Source organism: Paenarthrobacter sp. GQ52, assembly GCF_059759005.1.
Window position 1 is genome coordinate 200,149 of record NZ_JCAXEJ010000005.1, and the last position, 15,836, is coordinate 215,984.

General features: G+C 62.7%; 16 protein-coding genes. 1 reads left to right on the forward strand and 15 read right to left on the reverse strand.

Annotated elements, in window-relative coordinates:
• Positions 1-4: 4 nt before the first annotated feature.
• From gmk to pyrR, 9 genes are all read right to left on the reverse strand, one after another.
• Positions 5-577, reverse strand: coding sequence for a guanylate kinase (gene gmk / locus AC6CH8_RS09545; RefSeq protein ID WP_011774946.1), 573 nt, complete (start codon positions 575-577; stop codon positions 5-7).
• A gap of 21 nt (positions 578-598) precedes the next feature.
• A complete protein-coding gene (gene mihF / locus AC6CH8_RS09550; protein WP_091467803.1) occupies positions 599-925 on the reverse strand; it encodes an integration host factor, actinobacterial type in 327 nt (108 codons plus the stop codon).
• Between the two features lie 97 nt (positions 926-1,022).
• The gene (gene pyrF / locus AC6CH8_RS09555) at positions 1,023-1,898 is read right to left on the reverse strand and encodes an orotidine-5'-phosphate decarboxylase (protein WP_498190163.1); all 876 of its coding nucleotides are present in this window, start codon (positions 1,896-1,898) and stop codon (positions 1,023-1,025) included.
• A complete protein-coding gene (gene carB, locus AC6CH8_RS09560) occupies positions 1,891-5,199 on the reverse strand; it encodes a carbamoyl-phosphate synthase large subunit (RefSeq protein ID WP_091467807.1) in 3,309 nt (1,102 codons plus the stop codon). Before carB ends, pyrF begins: the two co-directional genes overlap by 8 nt.
• The gene (carA, locus tag AC6CH8_RS09565) at positions 5,199-6,446 is read right to left on the reverse strand and encodes a glutamine-hydrolyzing carbamoyl-phosphate synthase small subunit (RefSeq protein ID WP_429329987.1); all 1,248 of its coding nucleotides are present in this window, start codon (positions 6,444-6,446) and stop codon (positions 5,199-5,201) included. The genes carB and carA overlap by 1 nt, the downstream gene beginning before the upstream one ends.
• The gene (locus tag AC6CH8_RS09570; protein ID WP_091467810.1) at positions 6,427-6,948 is read right to left on the reverse strand and encodes a PH-like domain-containing protein; all 522 of its coding nucleotides are present in this window, start codon (positions 6,946-6,948) and stop codon (positions 6,427-6,429) included. Before AC6CH8_RS09570 ends, carA begins: the two co-directional genes overlap by 20 nt.
• Positions 6,948-8,273, reverse strand: coding sequence for a dihydroorotase (locus AC6CH8_RS09575; RefSeq protein WP_498190164.1), 1,326 nt, complete (start codon positions 8,271-8,273; stop codon positions 6,948-6,950). The genes AC6CH8_RS09570 and AC6CH8_RS09575 overlap by 1 nt, the downstream gene beginning before the upstream one ends.
• Complete coding sequence (locus tag AC6CH8_RS09580; RefSeq protein ID WP_498190165.1) at positions 8,273-9,280, reverse strand: aspartate carbamoyltransferase catalytic subunit; 1,008 nt, start codon at positions 9,278-9,280, stop codon at positions 8,273-8,275. The genes AC6CH8_RS09575 and AC6CH8_RS09580 overlap by 1 nt, the downstream gene beginning before the upstream one ends.
• Complete coding sequence (pyrR, locus tag AC6CH8_RS09585; protein WP_091467815.1) at positions 9,277-9,861, reverse strand: bifunctional pyr operon transcriptional regulator/uracil phosphoribosyltransferase PyrR; 585 nt, start codon at positions 9,859-9,861, stop codon at positions 9,277-9,279. The genes AC6CH8_RS09580 and pyrR overlap by 4 nt, the downstream gene beginning before the upstream one ends.
• 110 nt (positions 9,862-9,971) lie before the next feature.
• On the opposite strand from pyrR, the gene AC6CH8_RS09590 reads away from it, so the two are divergent.
• Positions 9,972-11,255, forward strand: a complete 1,284-nt coding sequence (locus AC6CH8_RS09590) for a PrsW family intramembrane metalloprotease (RefSeq protein ID WP_179016525.1) — start codon at positions 9,972-9,974, stop codon at positions 11,253-11,255.
• Positions 11,256-11,326: 71 nt separating this feature from the next.
• On the opposite strand, the gene nusB is transcribed toward AC6CH8_RS09590, so the two are convergent.
• From nusB to aroC, 6 genes are all read right to left on the reverse strand, one after another.
• Complete coding sequence (gene nusB, locus AC6CH8_RS09595) at positions 11,327-11,737, reverse strand: transcription antitermination factor NusB (protein ID WP_420178200.1); 411 nt, start codon at positions 11,735-11,737, stop codon at positions 11,327-11,329.
• Positions 11,737-12,300, reverse strand: a complete 564-nt coding sequence (gene efp, locus AC6CH8_RS09600) for an elongation factor P (protein WP_024816828.1) — start codon at positions 12,298-12,300, stop codon at positions 11,737-11,739. The genes nusB and efp overlap by 1 nt, the downstream gene beginning before the upstream one ends.
• A 155-nt stretch (positions 12,301-12,455) precedes the next feature.
• The gene (locus AC6CH8_RS09605; RefSeq protein WP_091467819.1) at positions 12,456-12,977 is read right to left on the reverse strand and encodes a tetratricopeptide repeat protein; all 522 of its coding nucleotides are present in this window, start codon (positions 12,975-12,977) and stop codon (positions 12,456-12,458) included.
• Complete coding sequence (gene aroB, locus AC6CH8_RS09610) at positions 12,974-14,065, reverse strand: 3-dehydroquinate synthase (protein ID WP_091467821.1); 1,092 nt, start codon at positions 14,063-14,065, stop codon at positions 12,974-12,976. Before aroB ends, AC6CH8_RS09605 begins: the two co-directional genes overlap by 4 nt.
• The gene (locus AC6CH8_RS09615) at positions 14,062-14,619 is read right to left on the reverse strand and encodes a shikimate kinase (protein ID WP_166660288.1); all 558 of its coding nucleotides are present in this window, start codon (positions 14,617-14,619) and stop codon (positions 14,062-14,064) included. Before AC6CH8_RS09615 ends, aroB begins: the two co-directional genes overlap by 4 nt.
• Positions 14,619-15,818 carry a chorismate synthase gene (aroC, locus tag AC6CH8_RS09620; protein ID WP_498190169.1) on the reverse strand — a complete coding sequence of 400 codons (1,200 nt, stop codon included), beginning with the start codon at positions 15,816-15,818 and terminating at the stop codon, positions 14,619-14,621. The genes AC6CH8_RS09615 and aroC overlap by 1 nt, the downstream gene beginning before the upstream one ends.
• Positions 15,819-15,836 lie beyond the last annotated feature (18 nt).

Genomic DNA, 15,836 nt, shown 5'->3' on the forward strand with positions numbered 1-15,836 from the left:
GCGCTTAGCGCTGGTGCGGGGTAAGCCCCATGAGTGAAACAAGCTCGTCCGCTGCCCGGCGAACGTCGTCATTGATGACGGTGTGGTCAAACTCCGGTTCAGCAGCAAGTTCCAGTTTAGCGGTTTCCAGCCTGCGCTGCTGTTCCTCAGGAGTTTCGGTGCCGCGCCCCACCAAGCGACGGACCATTTCGTCCCAGCTGGGCGGTGCCAGGAACACAAAATTCGCGTCCGGGACGGCAGCTTTGACTTGTCGCGCACCCTGGAGGTCGATCTCCAGCAACACTGATTTGCCGTCGGCGATGGCGGCGTCAACGGTACTGCGAAGCGTCCCATAGCGGTTCTGCCCGTGGACCACAGCCCACTCGAGCAATTCACCCTCAGCTACCAGGGAGTCGAACTCCTCGGCGGACTTGAAGAAGTAGTGAACGCCGTCCTTTTCGCCTGGACGCGCAGCCCGGGTGGTTGCCGAGACCGAGAGCCAAACCTCTGGATAGTTGTCCCTGATATAGGTGGATACGGTTCCCTTGCCAACGGCAGTGGGGCCTGCAAGGACAGTCAGTCCGGGTTTCTTGCTCACGGATTCCTTCGGGGAGATGCGTCAAACGCTTTGCTGGGTATCCATAAAATCTACCAGCGCCCGGGCCTGATGAATTCCCAGGCCCTTGATGCGCCGGGATCCTGCGATACCAATCTCCGCCATGATCCCGGCAGCCCTGACGGGCCCAATGCCCGGCAGGGCCTCCAGCAACTCCACCACCCGCATGCGCGCAATCGCTTCGTCCGTTGAACCGGAAGAAATCAGCTCCGCGACACTCACTTCGCCGCGCTTGAGCTTTTCCTTGGCAGCGGCACGCACGGCCCGCGCCTTGGCAGCCTTTTCAAGCGCATCGGAACGCTCCTGCGGTGTCAGCTCTTTAAGGCCCACTGCCAAACCCCTGTCAGATCGCAATTGTGATCCAGATCACGCGGACTGATCCTGAACCTACCGGCAGGGGCCGCGTTGCGCAATGAGGGTAGGAAACTTACTCTGAGCGAAGCCCGGACAGCGTCCCTTCCGTTGCGGCACGAAGGCCGGCCAGGGACGGACCAGCGGCCAGGATCCCCCGGCTGGAGGTCGCCAGGACAGTGGGGTAGGCAACGCCGAACGTCGCTCGAAGATCGGCCGGAGTGGCCCCCTGCGCACCAAGACCAGGAGCCAGGATCGGCCCGCGGACAGGGCCGAGGTGGATGTCCAGATCCTCAAGCGCGGAACCGATAGTGGCTCCAACAACCAAGCCAACAGAACCAAGGGAGCCCGCGTACCGCTGGTTCTCGGCCGCAGCCGCGGCCACGATCCTGCGCGCCACCGAGTCGGCTCCGCCGACATGCTGGACCGACTTGCCTTCAGGGTTCGAGGTCAGTGCAAGTACAAACACTCCCCTGCCGTATTGCGCAGCAAGGTCCAAAGCGGGGCGCAGCGACTCAAAGCCAAGGTAGGGGCTCAGTGTCACGGAGTCCGCAGCCAAGGACGAACCATCCCGCAACCAGGCATCCGCATACGCCGCCATGGTGGAGCCGATGTCCCCGCGCTTGGCATCGGCGATGCTGAGCACACCTGCCTCCGTGGAGGCAGCCAGGGTGCGCTCCAGGACTGCCATGCCGGCGGAGCCGTGACGCTCATAAAGTGCCACCTGCGGCTTGACCGCGGCAGCGAGGGAAGCCACGGCCTCCACCACTGTCAGCGAAAAGCGTTCCAGTCCCGCGGCGTCGTCGTTCAATCCCCATTCAGCCAAGAGCTGCGGGTGCGGATCGATTCCAACGCACAGCGGACCGCGCGAGGCCATGGCGGCAGCCAGCCGGGAGCCAAAAGACTCCCGGACCGGCTGCTGCCCTTGCTCTGGTGAAGCAGACTCAGGCATTGGCTGCTTCCACTGCTGCTGCCAAGTTGGCAGCGTGCTCCTGCAGGCTGGTCACGGACCATTCGTAGGTGCGCAGCGCCTCAATGGCCTGCACTGCGGCGTTGAACTCGGCAACGGTGGTGATGCAGGGAATGCCGATGGACGTTGCCGCGGCACGAAGTTCGTATCCGTCGCTGCGGGCTTCGCCACCGGAGGGCGTGTTGAAGACCATGTCGATCTCGCCTGCAATAACCAGGTCCGCAATGGTGCCTTCGCCTTCTGCGCTGCTGCCTTCGGCAACCTTGCGGACCGGAGTCGCCTGGATGCCGTTGCGACGCAGGACGTCAGCCGTGCCACCGGTGGAGACGATCTCGAAGCCGAGGTCCGAGAGGCGCTTGACGCCCATGATTACCGAACGCTTGTCACGGTTGGCTACCGAGACGAAGATCTTGCCTTCGGTGGGCAACGCGTTGTTGGCCGCGGCCTGGCTCTTGGCGAAGGCGGTGTCGAAGTGCTTATCGATGCCCATGACTTCACCGGTGGAGCGCATTTCCGGGCCCAGCAGGGAATCGACGACCTTGCCTTCAGGTGTACGGAAGCGGCTGAACGGAAGGACCGCTTCCTTGACGGCAACCGGGGCGTCCAGGGGCAGGGTGGAGCCGTCACCGGACTCCGGCAGCATCTTGTAGGCGCCGCGGAGCTGGTTGATGGTCACCCCCGTGCCGATGAGGGCTGCCGCCTTGGCCATCTGCACACCCGTTGCCTTGGAGACGAACGGAACCGTGCGGGAAGCACGCGGATTGGCTTCAAGGACGTACAGGACGTCGGAGGCCAACGCGAACTGGATGTTGATGAGGCCGCGGACACCCACGCCTTCGGCAATGGCACGGGTTGCCGTGCGCACGCGCTCGATCACGTTATTGCCCAGGGTAATCGGAGGAAGCACGCAAGCGGAGTCACCGGAGTGGATGCCGGCTTCTTCGATGTGTTCCATGATGCCGCCGAGGTACATGTCAGTGCCGTCAAAGAGCGCGTCGACGTCGATTTCGACCGCGTCTTCGAGGAACCGGTCAATCAGCACCGGGTGGTCCGGGGTAATTTCCGTGGCATTGGCGATGTAGCGGGAGAGGTTTGCTTCGTCGTACACGATCTCCATGCCACGGCCGCCCAGGACGTAAGACGGGCGGACCAGTACCGGGTAGCCGATTTCGTCGGCGATCTTCTTGGCGTCCTCGAAGGAAACGGCGGTGCCGTTCTTCGGGGAAGTCAAGCCGGCTTCGTCAAGGACGCGGGCAAAGGCACCGCGGTGCTCGGCGAGGTCGATCGCTTCCGGCGACGTGCCAAGGATCGGAACACCGGCGTCGGCGAGCTGCTGTGCCAGCTTCAACGGAGTCTGGCCACCGAGCTGCACGAAGACACCCATGACGCCACCGGTGCGCTCTTCAGCGGCGATGACCTCGAGGACGTCTTCAAGGGTCAGCGGCTCGAAATAAAGGCGCGTGGAAACGTCGTAGTCGGTGGACACGGTCTCGGGGTTGCAGTTGACCATGACGGTCTCGTAGCCGGCCTTGCGCAGCGCCATGGAGGCGTGGACGCAGGAGTAGTCGAACTCGATGCCCTGGCCGATGCGGTTGGGCCCCGAGCCAAGGATGATGACGGAGGGCTTCGCGTGCAGGCCTACCTCATCCTCCTCGTCGTAGGACGAGTAGTGGTACGGGGTGTAAGCGGCAAACTCAGCGGCGCAGGTGTCCACCGTCTTGTAGACCGGACGAATGCCCAAGGCCTGGCGGACGCCACGGACCACTGCCTCGTTGTTGTGCGTCAAGGCACCGATCTGCTCGTCGGAGAAGCCATGGCGCTTGGCGTTGCGCAGCATTTCCTCGGTGAGCACGCCGGCCTTGCGGATCTCCTGCGCGGTCTCGTTGAGAAGCTGCAGCTGGTCCAGGAACCAGGGGTCGATCTTGGTGGCTTCAAAAAGGTCTTCCACCGTGGCACCACCCAGGAGTGCGCGCTGCACTTGGTGCAGGCGGTCCGTCGTGGGGCGCTTGGCCTTCTCGATGAGCTCGGCAACCTCGTACTCCGGCACGGAGCTGAAGTCCAGCTGCGAGCCCTTCTGCTCCAAGGAGCGAAGTGCCTTCTGCAGGGCTTCGGTGAAGTTGCGGCCCATGGCCATGGCTTCGCCAACGGACTTCATGGTGGTGGTCAGCGTGTTGTCGGCTGCCGGGAACTTCTCGAAGGCGAAACGCGGAACCTTGACCACTACGTAGTCCAACGTGGGCTCAAAGGAGGCCGGCGTCTTCTGGGTGATGTCGTTCGGGATCTCGTCCAGTGTGTAACCGAGGGAGAGCTTGGTTGCGATCTTGGCAATTGCGAAGCCCGTTGCCTTGGAGGCCAGCGCGGAGGAACGGGATACGCGCGGGTTCATTTCAATGACAACTACGCGGCCCGTGGCGGGGTCGATGGCGAACTGGATGTTGCAGCCACCGGTATCCACGCCCACTTCGCGGATGACGGCGATGGAGACGTCGCGGAGCTTCTGGTACTCGCGGTCTGTGAGGGTCAGTGCCGGTGCAACCGTGATGGAGTCACCCGTGTGGACGCCCACGGGGTCGAAGTTCTCGATGGAGCAGACAACAACGACGTTATCGTTCTTGTCGCGCATCATCTCCAGCTCGTACTCTTTCCAGCCGAGAATGCTCTCTTCGAGCAGGACCTCGGTGGTGGGGCTGTACTGGAGGCCCTGGCCGACGATGCGGCGGAGGTCGTCCTCGTTGTAAGCCAAGCCTGAGCCCAGGCCACCCATGGTGAAGGACGGCCGGACCACCATGGGGTAGCCCAGATCCTCAGCAGCAGCGAAGGCCTCTTCCATGGTGTGGATGATGTGGCTGCGTGCGGACTCCGCGCCACAACGCTCCACCACACCCTTGAACTTCTCACGGTCTTCCCCGAGCTCAATGGCAGCAATGTTCGCGCCAATGAGTTCCACGTTGTACTTCTCCAGCACACCGTTCTTGTCCAATGCGATGGCAGTGTTCAGGGCCGTCTGGCCACCCAGGGTGGGCAGGATGGCGTCCGGACGCTCCTTGGCGATGATCTTCTCCACCACCTCAGGCGTGATGGGCTCAACGTAGGTGGCATCGGCGAACTCGGGGTCCGTCATGATGGTGGCCGGGTTGGAGTTTACGAGGATGACCCGCAGGCCCTCCTCCTTGAGGACGCGAAGTGCCTGGGTACCGGAGTAGTCGAACTCGGCCGCCTGGCCAATGACGATGGGGCCGGAACCGATGACAAGGACGCTCTTGAGATCTGTACGCTTGGGCATTACTTCTTGTCCTCAGTCTTGGATTCGGTGGAGTTGGCGCCTGTGGCCTTGGACTTGGTATCGGCCATGAGGTCGATGAAGCGGTCGAAGAGGTAGGCAGCATCGTGCGGTCCGGCCGCCGCTTCGGGGTGGTACTGGACCGAGAACGCAGGGATGTCGAGGCAGGCGAGTCCTTCAACGACGTCGTCGTTCAACGAAACGTGGCTGACTTCAACGCGACCGAAGCGCTCTTCCGGCGCCACGGTGGAGCCGTTCAGCGGCGCGTCAACGGCGAAGCCGTGGTTCTGCGACGTGATTTCCACCTTGCCGGTCCGGCGGTCCATCACCGGCTGGTTGATGCCCCGGTGGCCGTAACGGAGCTTGTAGGTGCCGAAGCCCAGGGCACGGCCCAGGATCTGGTTACCGAAGCAGATGCCGAAGTACGGGAGTTTCTCATCCAGCACCGAGCGCAGCAGGGAAACCTGGTGGTCGGCCGTAGCGGGGTCGCCGGGTCCGTTGGACATGAAGAAGCCGTCAGGCTTGACCGCGTTGACGTCCTCCAGGGTGGACGTGGCCGGCAAGACGTGCACGCGCACGCCGCGCTCAGCGAAGCGCACCGGAGTCATTGCCTTGATGCCAAGGTCAACGGCAGCGATGGAGAAGCGCGGCTCGCCTTCCCAGCCGTGGTCCTTGGGCTCCACGACGTAGGCCTCGTCAATGGAGACTTCCTCAGCCAGCGCTGCGCCTTCCATGGGCGCACTGGCCAGGACAGCGTCCAGCAGTTCCTTGTCGGTGGCCTGCGCGGCCTCGCCGGAAAAAATACCTGCGCGCATTGTCTTGTGCTCGCGGAGGTGGCGGGTGATGGCGCGGGTGTCCACGCCCTGGATGCCAACGATCCCCTGCTCCACCAGTTCATCATCGAGGCTTCGTTCGGACCGCCAGTTTGAGGGGCGGCGGGCGGCGTCGCGCACAATGTACCCAGCCACCCAGATGCGGCGTGACTCAGCGTCTTCGCTGTTGACGCCGGTGTTGCCGATGTGCGGCGCAGTCTGGACCACCAGCTGACGCGCATAGGAGGGGTCGGTGATGGTCTCCTGGTAGCCGGTCATGCCGGTGGCGAAGACGGCCTCACCAAGAGCGGTTCCCTGGGCTCCGTAGCTGCGGCCGCGGAACATGCGGCCGTCTTCGAGCACGAGTACTGCTGCTGAGGGGGTGGGTGTGGTGGCTGCTTTACTATCCGTCACTTTATTACTTTCCACTATCGGCATCTGCCTGAGGGGCTGCGGAGATCAATTCTTGGAGGGCTTCGAGGAGGAGCTGCTTGTCGGTTGCGTGCCTGGAACGGAATCCGGTGTCGAGTTCCCGGTCACCAAGCTTCCAGTTGACGACCAGGAGTCCGTCCTTTTCGACGAATTTCCCGGCCATACCGTTGGCTTCGCGGCTGTCCACCAGGGCGGCTCGCGGGATGAACACAGGGGCGGCACCGGATCGGTCGAACAGCACGCCTTCTGCGTGGATGCTCAGTTCCGCATTCGTCCGGATACCCAGGCCCTGCACTGCGATCCGGTCCAGCCAGTCGCCCGCTGTGGTGGTGGCAACGTATTGGCCGTCCGCGACCACCGTTGCCGGCGTCAGCTGCTCCGGCACCCCGGGAAGGCGTTCGACGTCGGCTTGTCGCCTCAGCCGGTTCCGCCATCCCAGCCAGATCATCGCCAGGACGACGACGATCAGCGGCACCGTGATGAGCACGGTCAGTGTTTGGTTGTCCATTAGTTGCTGCTGACTGCCGGGTACCTGTACGGCGTGTTGAGCTGGCCGTCGAGGACGGTTGGGTGACCCTTGAAGAAAGTAGCCACCACGGATCCGGGCAGCTCTTTGCCCTTGAACGGTGAATTGCGGCCCATGGTTGCCATTTTATGGGGGTCAACGGTCCAACGCGCAGCCGGGTCCACCAGGATGACATTGGCGGGCTCGCCAATCTCCAGCGGTCGGCCCTGATCAGCCACCCGGCCGATGACTGCCGGCGCGAACGAGGTAACCCTGGCGAAGTCGGCCCAGGTCATGAGGCCGGTTTCGATCATAGTCTCCTGGACCACGGACAAGGCGGTTTCAAGGCCGGTCATTCCCATTGCTGCCTGCGCCCATTCGCATTCCTTGTGCTCGCTGGGATGCGGGGCGTGATCGGTTCCCACGACGTCGATGGTGCCGTCCGCCAAGCCCTCACGGAGGGCTTGAACGTCGGCGTCGGTACGGAGCGGCGGGTTGACCTTGTAGACGGGGTCGTAGCTACGGACCAGCTCATCGGTGAGGAGCAGGTGGTGAGGGGTGACCTCGGCAGTGACATTGATTCCACGCGCCTTTGCCCAACGCACGATTTCCACGGAACCTGCCGTGGAGACGTGGCATACGTGGAGACGGGAACCAACATGCTGGGCAAGCAGGACATCGCGGGCAATGATGCTTTCCTCGGCGACAGCCGGCCAGCCGGTGAGTCCCAGCACCGCGGAAACAGCACCTTCGTTCATCTGTGCGCCAGCGGTTAGGCGCGGCTCCTGCGCATGCTGGGCCACCACGCCGTCGAACGCTTTGACGTATTCCAAGGCCCGGCGCATGATGACGGGATCGTGGACGCAGATGCCGTCGTCGGAGAACATCCTGACCTGGGCACGCGAATCCGCCATGGCCCCCAGCTCGGCGAGCTGCTCCCCCGCCAAGCCCACGGTCACGGCACCGACAGGACGCACATCCACCCAGCCGGACGCCCGGCCCAGGCTGTGAACCTGCTCCACGACGCCCGCGGTGTCTGCCGCGGGGTTGCTGTTGGCCATGGCGTGGACCGCAGTGAAGCCACCCAGCGCAGCGGCCCGGGTACCGGTTTCCACCGTTTCGGCGTCTTCGCGGCCGGGTTCGCGCAAGTGGGTGTGAACGTCCACCATGCCAGGCAAGGCAATGAGGCCTTGGGCGTCGATGACTGTTGCGTCGTCGGCTGACAAGTCCTTGCCGCGTGCTTCAATGACGCCGTCACGGATCAAGAGATCTTCAGCTTCGCCGCCGAGGATGGCGGCCCCACGAATCAGGTAGGTGTTCTCGGCCATCAGTTGGTCTCCTTGCTGGACTGGCTTACGGTCGGGGCGGCTTCACGGGAGTCCCCGGAGAGCAGCAGGTAAAGGGCGGCCATACGGACTGAGACACCGTTCCGCACCTGTGCGAGCACAGTGGAACGCGGCGAATCCGCGGCTGCCGAAGATATTTCCAACCCCCGGTTCATGGGGCCGGGATGCATGATGATGGTGTCCTTCATGCCGAGATCGTCCAGTGCTCGGAGCCTGGCGTCGTCGAAACCCCAGCGGCGCGAGTACTCGCGGGTCGAGGGGAAGAACGACGCGTTCATGCGCTCGCCCTGCACACGCAGCATCATCATGGCGTCGATGCCGGCCTCCAGCGTCTCGTCCAGGTTGTAGCTGACCTTGCAAGGCCAGTGCTCGACGCCGATGGGCAGCAGCGTGGGCGGTGCCACCAGGGTGACCTCAGCGCCAAGGGTCTTCAGCAGCCAGACGTTGGACCGGGCGACACGGGAGTGCAGGACATCCCCGGCGATTGCTACCCGCATGCCCTTCAGGTCTGCTCCCGTGGACTCGGTGCCGTTGACCTGCGACCAGTGCCGACGCATGGTGAACGCGTCCAGCAGCGCCTGGGTTGGATGCTCGTGGGTGCCATCGCCGGCGTTGATAACAGCTGCGTCAATCCAGTCAGTGGCAGCGAGCCGGTGTGGCGCCCCGGAAGCCCAGTGGCGGATGACGACGGCATCCGCACCCATGGCTGCGAGGGTCTGCGCCGTGTCCTTCAGGGACTCCCCTTTGGAAACCGAGGACCCCTTGGCGGCGAAGTTGATGACATCGGCTGACAGGCGTTTGGCCGCGGCCTCGAAGGATATACGGGTACGGGTGGAGTCCTCGAAGAAAAGGTTGACTACGGTACGGCCGCGCAGTGCCGGTAGTTTCTTTACTTCACGCTCGCCGACGGCGGACATTTCCTCAGCCGTGTCCAGAACACGAATGGCGTCGAAAAGACTGAGGTTTTCGGTGGAAAGGAGGTGCTTCACTTGCCGGCCTCTATAACTACTTCGTTGACGGGCACGCCGTCCACGGAGTCGATCTCCTCGAGGTGGACCCGGACCTTTTCAGATGAGGAAGTGGGCAGGTTCTTGCCCACGTGGTCTGCACGGATGGGAAGCTCGCGGTGGCCCCGGTCCACCAGCACAGCCAAGCGGACTATCCGCGGACGGCCAAGGTCAACCAAAGCATCCAACGCGGCGCGAATGGTCCGGCCCGAATAAAGGACGTCGTCGATCAGGACAACAACCTTGTTGTCGATCCCGGACAACGGAAGCCGTGTGTGGCGTGGGGGCCGCGTGGGCTGGTGGGAGAGGTCGTCACGGAACATGGTGACATCCAGCTGGCCGACCATCGTCTCGGCGTTCACTGTGGGGTCGGCCGCTGCAATCTTGTTGGCAAGCCGCACTGCCAAAGGATAGCCGCGGCTGGGAATGCCCAACAGGACCAGGTCCTTGGAGCCCTTATTGGCTTCGAGGATCTCGTGGGCGATACGAGTGAGCGCACGGTCAATGTCCGCCTGATTGAGAACAACCCGCGACGGCACGTGCGCTGAAGTGACTTCAGTCATCGCTCGTCTCCCCTTTCCCCGCCTCACGGGACGGAATTAAAAAAGGAATATTTGCTTTTCAAAGCTACCACAGCACCCCTTTCCCACCTCACCGGGGGCGGTAGTGATGCGTGAGTTTAAGCTCACACTTCGCAGTGTGGAATAGGCTCGTGCCCATGACCATGAACCACCACGGCCAACCGTATCCGCGGCCCTATCTGGAACCTGGCGCCAATCCCACTTGGATCGGCCGCGTCCAGCCGGGGAACTATCAACCGGCTCCGGGTAATCCGACGTCCCTCCCCCGCCAAACCTGGGCCATGCCGCCGGCGCCGCCAGGTCGCAGGTCCTGGGGCATGCTTCCGTTACTCATTGTGGGAACCGTACTGGTCTTCGGCAGCCTGCTGCTGGTGGTGCCGTTCCTGTTGGGCAATACGGGCATTACCGGTTTCGTGGTCGGCTTCATCGCCTCCCTTGTTCCGCTGTCCGTGGTGCTGTTGACAGTACGCCTGATCGATCGCTGGGAGCCCGAGCCAAAGAGGCTCCTGTGGTTCGCTTTCACATGGGGTGCCGCGGTTTCCATTGCCGGGACGCTGCTCATCCAGCCGGTGTTCGCACTCGCCGCACCAACCTCCAGCGAAGAAGCTTTCACCTACTTCATGGCCACGGTCCAGGCCCCCATCGTGGAAGAGTTCACCAAGTCACTGGGGTTGCTGGTCCTGATCCTGGCTGCCCGTAAGTACTTTGACGGACCTGTGGACGGTGTCGTCTTCGCCTTCACCATCGCCGCCGGCTTCGCCTTCACTGAGAACATCCTCTACTTTGGCCGCGAAATAGCCTCCTCCGCCGACCCGGGCACCGACTTGGTCCGAATTTTCATCCTCCGTGGCGTCATGTCGCCATTCGCCCACGCGGTGTTCACGGGGACCACCGGACTGATCATGGGCTTCGCAGCCCGGAAATGGCACTCGGGCTATGCCGTGCTGGCCTTCTTCGTCGGTTTGCTGCCCGCGATGTTCCTGCACAACCGCTGGAACAGCATGGGGCAGAACTTCCTGGTGGAGTACTTCGTGGTCCAGGTGCCGATCTTCCTGATCGCTGCTGCAGGCATCATCCTTCTCCGCGTTGCCGAAGGAAAAATCACCCGCCAGCGGCTTCTCGAGTATGCCCGGGCAGGCTGGTTCACGCCAGCAGAAGTGGAGATGCTGGCCACGTCACGAGGCCGGCGGCAGGCTGTCCGTTGGGCGTCGTCGCGCGGTCGCGGCAACCAGATGAAGTCGTTCATCAAGGGGGCCACGGCACTGGCGTTTACCCGGCAGCGGATCCTCAGCGGCCGGGACGTCCACGTTCACCAGCACGACGAACTGGAGCACCTGCGCAGCATCCCCTCCCTCAGGGCGGCCGTGCTTCAGTAGCGCACCGGACCTGCTGGTAATACAAAAAGGACCCGCATCCTGTGGATGCGGGTCCTTTTTCTCATGAATGCCTAAGCGAGAAGTGACGGCTTGAGCTTCTGCAAGCGGCCAAGCAGCCCGTTGATGAAGGCTGGTGACTCGTCGGTGGACATTGTCTTGGCAAGGGCCACAGCTTCGCTGACAGCTACGCCGTCAGGAACTTCGTCATTGTAGAGAAGTTCCCAAGCGCCGATACGAAGGATGATGCGGTCTACGGACGGCATACGCTCCAACGTCCAGCCCTGGGCGTAGGTCTCCAGGAATTCATCGATGGTCCCCTGCATGGAAACAACGCCCTCCACGATTTCCACCGTGTAGGGGTTGATGACAAGATCGGTCTTCTCCCGGCGCGCTGTCATCGCGTCGAAAGCCGAAACGGAGCGCTGCTCCGCCTCGAAAAGTACTTCGAGCGCCCTGCTACGGGCTTTACCGCGTGCGCTCACTAGTCGTTGACCCGGCCCAAGTAGCCGCCATCGCGGGTGTCTACCTTGACCTTGGTGCCCTGCTCAACGAACAGCGGAACCTGGATTTCGTAGCCCGTCTCCACAGTTGCGGGCTTGGTGCCTGCCGAGGAGCGGTCGCCCTGAAGGCCCGGCTCCGTGTAGGTGATCTCGAGGACAACGCTCGGGGGCAATTCGATGTACAGCGGCGTGCCCTCGTGGATGGCAATGTTGACCATCTGGTTCTCGAGCATGAAGTTGGTGGCGTCGCCTACAGTGGCACCGGAAACGGTGATCTGGTCGTAGTCCTGGGTGTCCATGAAGACGAAATCTTCGCCGTCCTGGTACAGGTACTGGTAGTCGCGGCGGTCAACCGTTGCGGTTTCGATCTTCAGGCCGGCGTTGAAGGTCTTGTCGACCACCTTGCCGGACATGACGTTGCGCATCTTGGTGCGAACAAAGGCGCCGCCCTTGCCCGGCTTGACGTGCTGGAACTCAATGATGTTCCAGAGCTGGCCCTCGAGCTTCAGTACGGTCCCGTTCTTGATGTCGTTTGTGGTTGCCACTCGTATCCTCTGGTTTCTCTCACTGGTTCAAGCTGCCAGTTTGTCTATGCCAAGCAGGCATGCCAAACGGCCCGCCAGCGCGTATTTATCAAAAATCCAAGAACCATTCTACCGGCAAATACGGCCACGGCTTGCGAGCTGCTTTTCCCGCTGCTTCAGGAAGCCAGTTCAAGTACATTCCGGGCCCTTTGCAGGGCAACAGCGGAAGAGTAGATCAGCGCCGCATCGGCGGCCATGGCTACGCGGAGATCCAAGGCCTTGGCGAATTCCTCGGATGCGGCCAGTGCATTGCCGCTGACGAAGTATGCCCTGCCCAGATACTGGTGCACGATCGCTTCCTTGGAGCTGCCCTGGACGTCCTGCAACAGGTGCCTGAACAACTGCACCGCACGGTCCAGCCGGTTGGTTGCCCGGTGGACTTCCGCTTCAAAAATCCTCAACCGGAACGACTCCGGATCTTTGTAGCGAGCCTCGGCCAACAGCTCAGCCGCCTCGTTGGGCTGGTTGTCCAGCAGTAAGGCCATGATGCGGTCCGCGGGGTCTTCCGACGCCGCGAGGGCGGACTCCATGACTTCCTCATTGACAACCACGGGAAGCAAAGTGTCCGGGTTCATCCGGACTCCGGGGAAACCGGCAGTAGGCCAGTCGCTGATGCCTTCCCGAAGAGTGACGGTCATGATGCGATCTCCTGGTAGGCGGCAAACAGGAGTGACGTGTCGGGGACCTCCAGGATGCCCGGCTTGGCAACGCCGTCAAGGACAACGAACCGGAGGAGATCGCCACGGGACTTCTTGTCCCGGCGCATTCCATCCAGAAGACCCTGCCAGCGGTCCCTGCGGTACGTGATGGGCAGGCCAAGGCTCTCCAGGATGGTGCGGTGCCGGTCTGCGTCAGCATCGGACAAACGCCCGACACTTCGCGACAACTCGGCAGCGAACATCATTCCCACGGAAACGGCGGCGCCGTGACGCCATGAGTAGCGTTCCACGAGCTCGATGGCGTGGCCCAGCGTGTGACCGTAGTTCAGGATTTCGCGGAGGCCGGACTCCTTGAGGTCCTGGGAAACGACTTCAGCCTTCACGGAAATCGCGCGTTCAATGAGCTCCCGAACTACGTCGGATCCCGGATCCATTACTGCGTCGGTGTTCTTTTCCACGAGGTCGAGGATTGCCGGGTCAGCGATGAAGCCGCACTTGATGACCTCGGCCATCCCTGAAATGAGCTCGTTCTTCGGCAGGGTCTGGAGCGTGTCCAAGTCAGCCAGGACTGCGGCCGGGGGGTGGAAGGAGCCCACAAGGTTCTTGCCCTCGGCAGTGTTGATGCCTGTCTTGCCTCCCACCGAGGCATCCACCATGCCCAGCAAGCTCGTGGGCATGTGGATGACTTTGACGCCACGGAGCCACGTTGCCGCCACGAAGCCGGCGAGGTCCGTTACAGCGCCGCCACCAACTGCCACGATGGCGTCGGACCGCGTGAAATCGTTCTGGCCCAGCACTTGCCAACAGAACGCCGCAACCTGGATGTGCTTGCCCTCTTCAGCATCCGGGATTTCGGCTGTGAGTGCCGTGAACCCTGCAGCCTCAAGTTCGTCCCGGACGGTATCGCCGGTCAGGCGCAAGGCCCGCGGGTGGATCACCAGAACTCGTCGTACGCGTTCGCCAAGCTTGGCGGGCAGGGTGTCCAACAGCCCGCGGCCCACCACGACGTCGTAGTTCTCATTAACCGACTGGCCGGTCACCTTGATGACAGTTGCTTCGTTGCTCACTTTTCAACTTCCTCTTTCAAGGCTGCATGCTGGAGCAGCCGCTCCTCCAAATGGAGGCCGATTTCTGCCACGGATCCGGAACGGACATCCATGACAATGTCCGCGAGACGCTCATAGACGGGACGCCGGGTGGCAAACAATGCTTCCCAGCGGGTCATGGCGTCACCCTGCAGCAGTGGCCGTCCGGTGTTCCGGGCAATCCTGTCTGCGACCGTTTCCGCATCGCATTCCAGATAGACAACGGTGCACTCCCCCAGCAACTGCTGGGTCCCGGAGTCAAGCACCGCCCCGCCGCCCAGGGAAATGATGGCCGGATCTACTTTGGCAGACTCAATGGCCTTCGCCACTGCCCGCGCTTCAATCTCGCGGAACGCATGCTCTCCCCTGCCGGCGAAGATGTCTGCAATGCTGCCGTGGGCAGCTACCACCACCGCGTCAGTGTCCACGAACGGTACACGGAGTTGGTGGGCCAGTTGCTGGCCGATCGCCGATTTTCCGACGGCCATGGGGCCCACGAGAACAACGGGGCGGCCATCCGGGATAGCGCCAACCACTACCGGCCGACCGAGTCCAGGGTGGCCGGGATGCTCTCAAGGTAGCTCTGCAGATTCCGCTGGGTCTCCGCGACGGAGTCGCCACCGAACTTCTCGGCGACAGCCTCGGCCAGAACCAAAGCCACCATCGCCTCCGCCACAACGCCGGCTGCGGGAACCGCACAAACATCTGAACGCTGGTGGTGTGCCTTGGCAGGCTCACCCGTGCTGACATCAATGGTGCGAAGTGCGCGAGGGACCGTGGCAATTGGTTTCATGGCCGCCCGAACACGAAGAACCTCACCGATGCTCATGCCGCCTTCGATGCCACCGGCCCGGTTGGTCTGGCGAACGATCTTGCCGTTTCCGTCCTTGAGGATCTCATCGTGGGCAGCAGATCCACGGCGTGCAGCCGTGAGGAAGCCGTCGCCCACTTCTACGCCCTTAATGGCTTGGATGCCCATGAGTGCGGCCGCGAGGCGGGAGTCGAGGCGACGATCCCAGTGGACGTAGCTGCCGAGTCCCGGGGGAAGCCCGTATGCCAGGACCTCTACCACGCCACCCAGGGTTTCGCCTTCCTTGTGGGCAGCATCAACCTCAGCCACCATCGCGTTGGACGTCTCGCGGTCGAAACAACGCAGGGGGTCGGCGTCGAGGGCTATGACGTCCTGCGGCACCGGCAAAGGCCGGCCTTCGGGCACTGTCACGCTGGCAATGGAAACGGTGTGGCTTACCAACTCGATGCCCAATTGCTTCAGGAACTGTGCAGCGACGGTACCAAGAGCCACTCGCGTGGCGGTCTCGCGTGCGCTGGCACGCTCAAGGACCGGACGGGCTTCGTCGAAGCCATACTTCTGCATGCCCGTGAAATCGGCGTGCCCCGGGCGCGGACGGGTCAAAGGTGCATTGCGGGCTTGGTCGGCGAGGACCTTGGGGTCCACGGGATCAGCAGACATGATCTGCTCCCATTTAGGCCACTCGGTGTTGCCAACCTGGATGGCAACAGGGCCACCCTGGGTAAGTCCATGCCGGACACCACCCATGATGGTGACCTCGTCCTGTTCAAACTTCATGCGGGCACCACGTCCATAGCCCAGGCGTCGACGCGCCAACGCGTCACGAATCTGCCCGCTGGTGAGTTCAACACCGGCAGGCACGCCTTCAACAATTCCGATCAGGGCCGGACCATGGGATTCACCGGCAGTCAACCAACGCAACATATAACCAATCCTGCCATG

Bases quoted from the DNA above. Each gene is read 5' to 3' on its own strand.
- carB (WP_091467807.1), bottom strand. From the start codon at position 5,199: ATGCCCAAGCGTACAGATCTCAAGAGCGTCCTTGTCATCGGTTCCGGC.
- AC6CH8_RS09605 (WP_091467819.1), bottom strand. From the start codon at position 12,977: ATGACCGTCACTCTTCGGGAAGGCATCAGCGACTGGCCTACTGCCGGT.
- AC6CH8_RS09575 (WP_498190164.1), bottom strand. From the start codon at position 8,273: ATGGCCGAGAACACCTACCTGATTCGTGGGGCCGCCATCCTCGGCGGC.
- pyrF (WP_498190163.1), bottom strand. From the start codon at position 1,898: ATGCCTGAGTCTGCTTCACCAGAGCAAGGGCAGCAGCCGGTCCGGGAG.
- pyrR (WP_091467815.1), bottom strand. From the start codon at position 9,861: ATGACTGAAGTCACTTCAGCGCACGTGCCGTCGCGGGTTGTTCTCAAT.
- carA (WP_429329987.1), bottom strand. From the start codon at position 6,446: ATGCCGATAGTGGAAAGTAATAAAGTGACGGATAGTAAAGCAGCCACC.
- aroC (WP_498190169.1), bottom strand. From the start codon at position 15,818: ATGTTGCGTTGGTTGACTGCCGGTGAATCCCATGGTCCGGCCCTGATC.
- AC6CH8_RS09570 (WP_091467810.1), bottom strand. From the start codon at position 6,948: ATGGACAACCAAACACTGACCGTGCTCATCACGGTGCCGCTGATCGTC.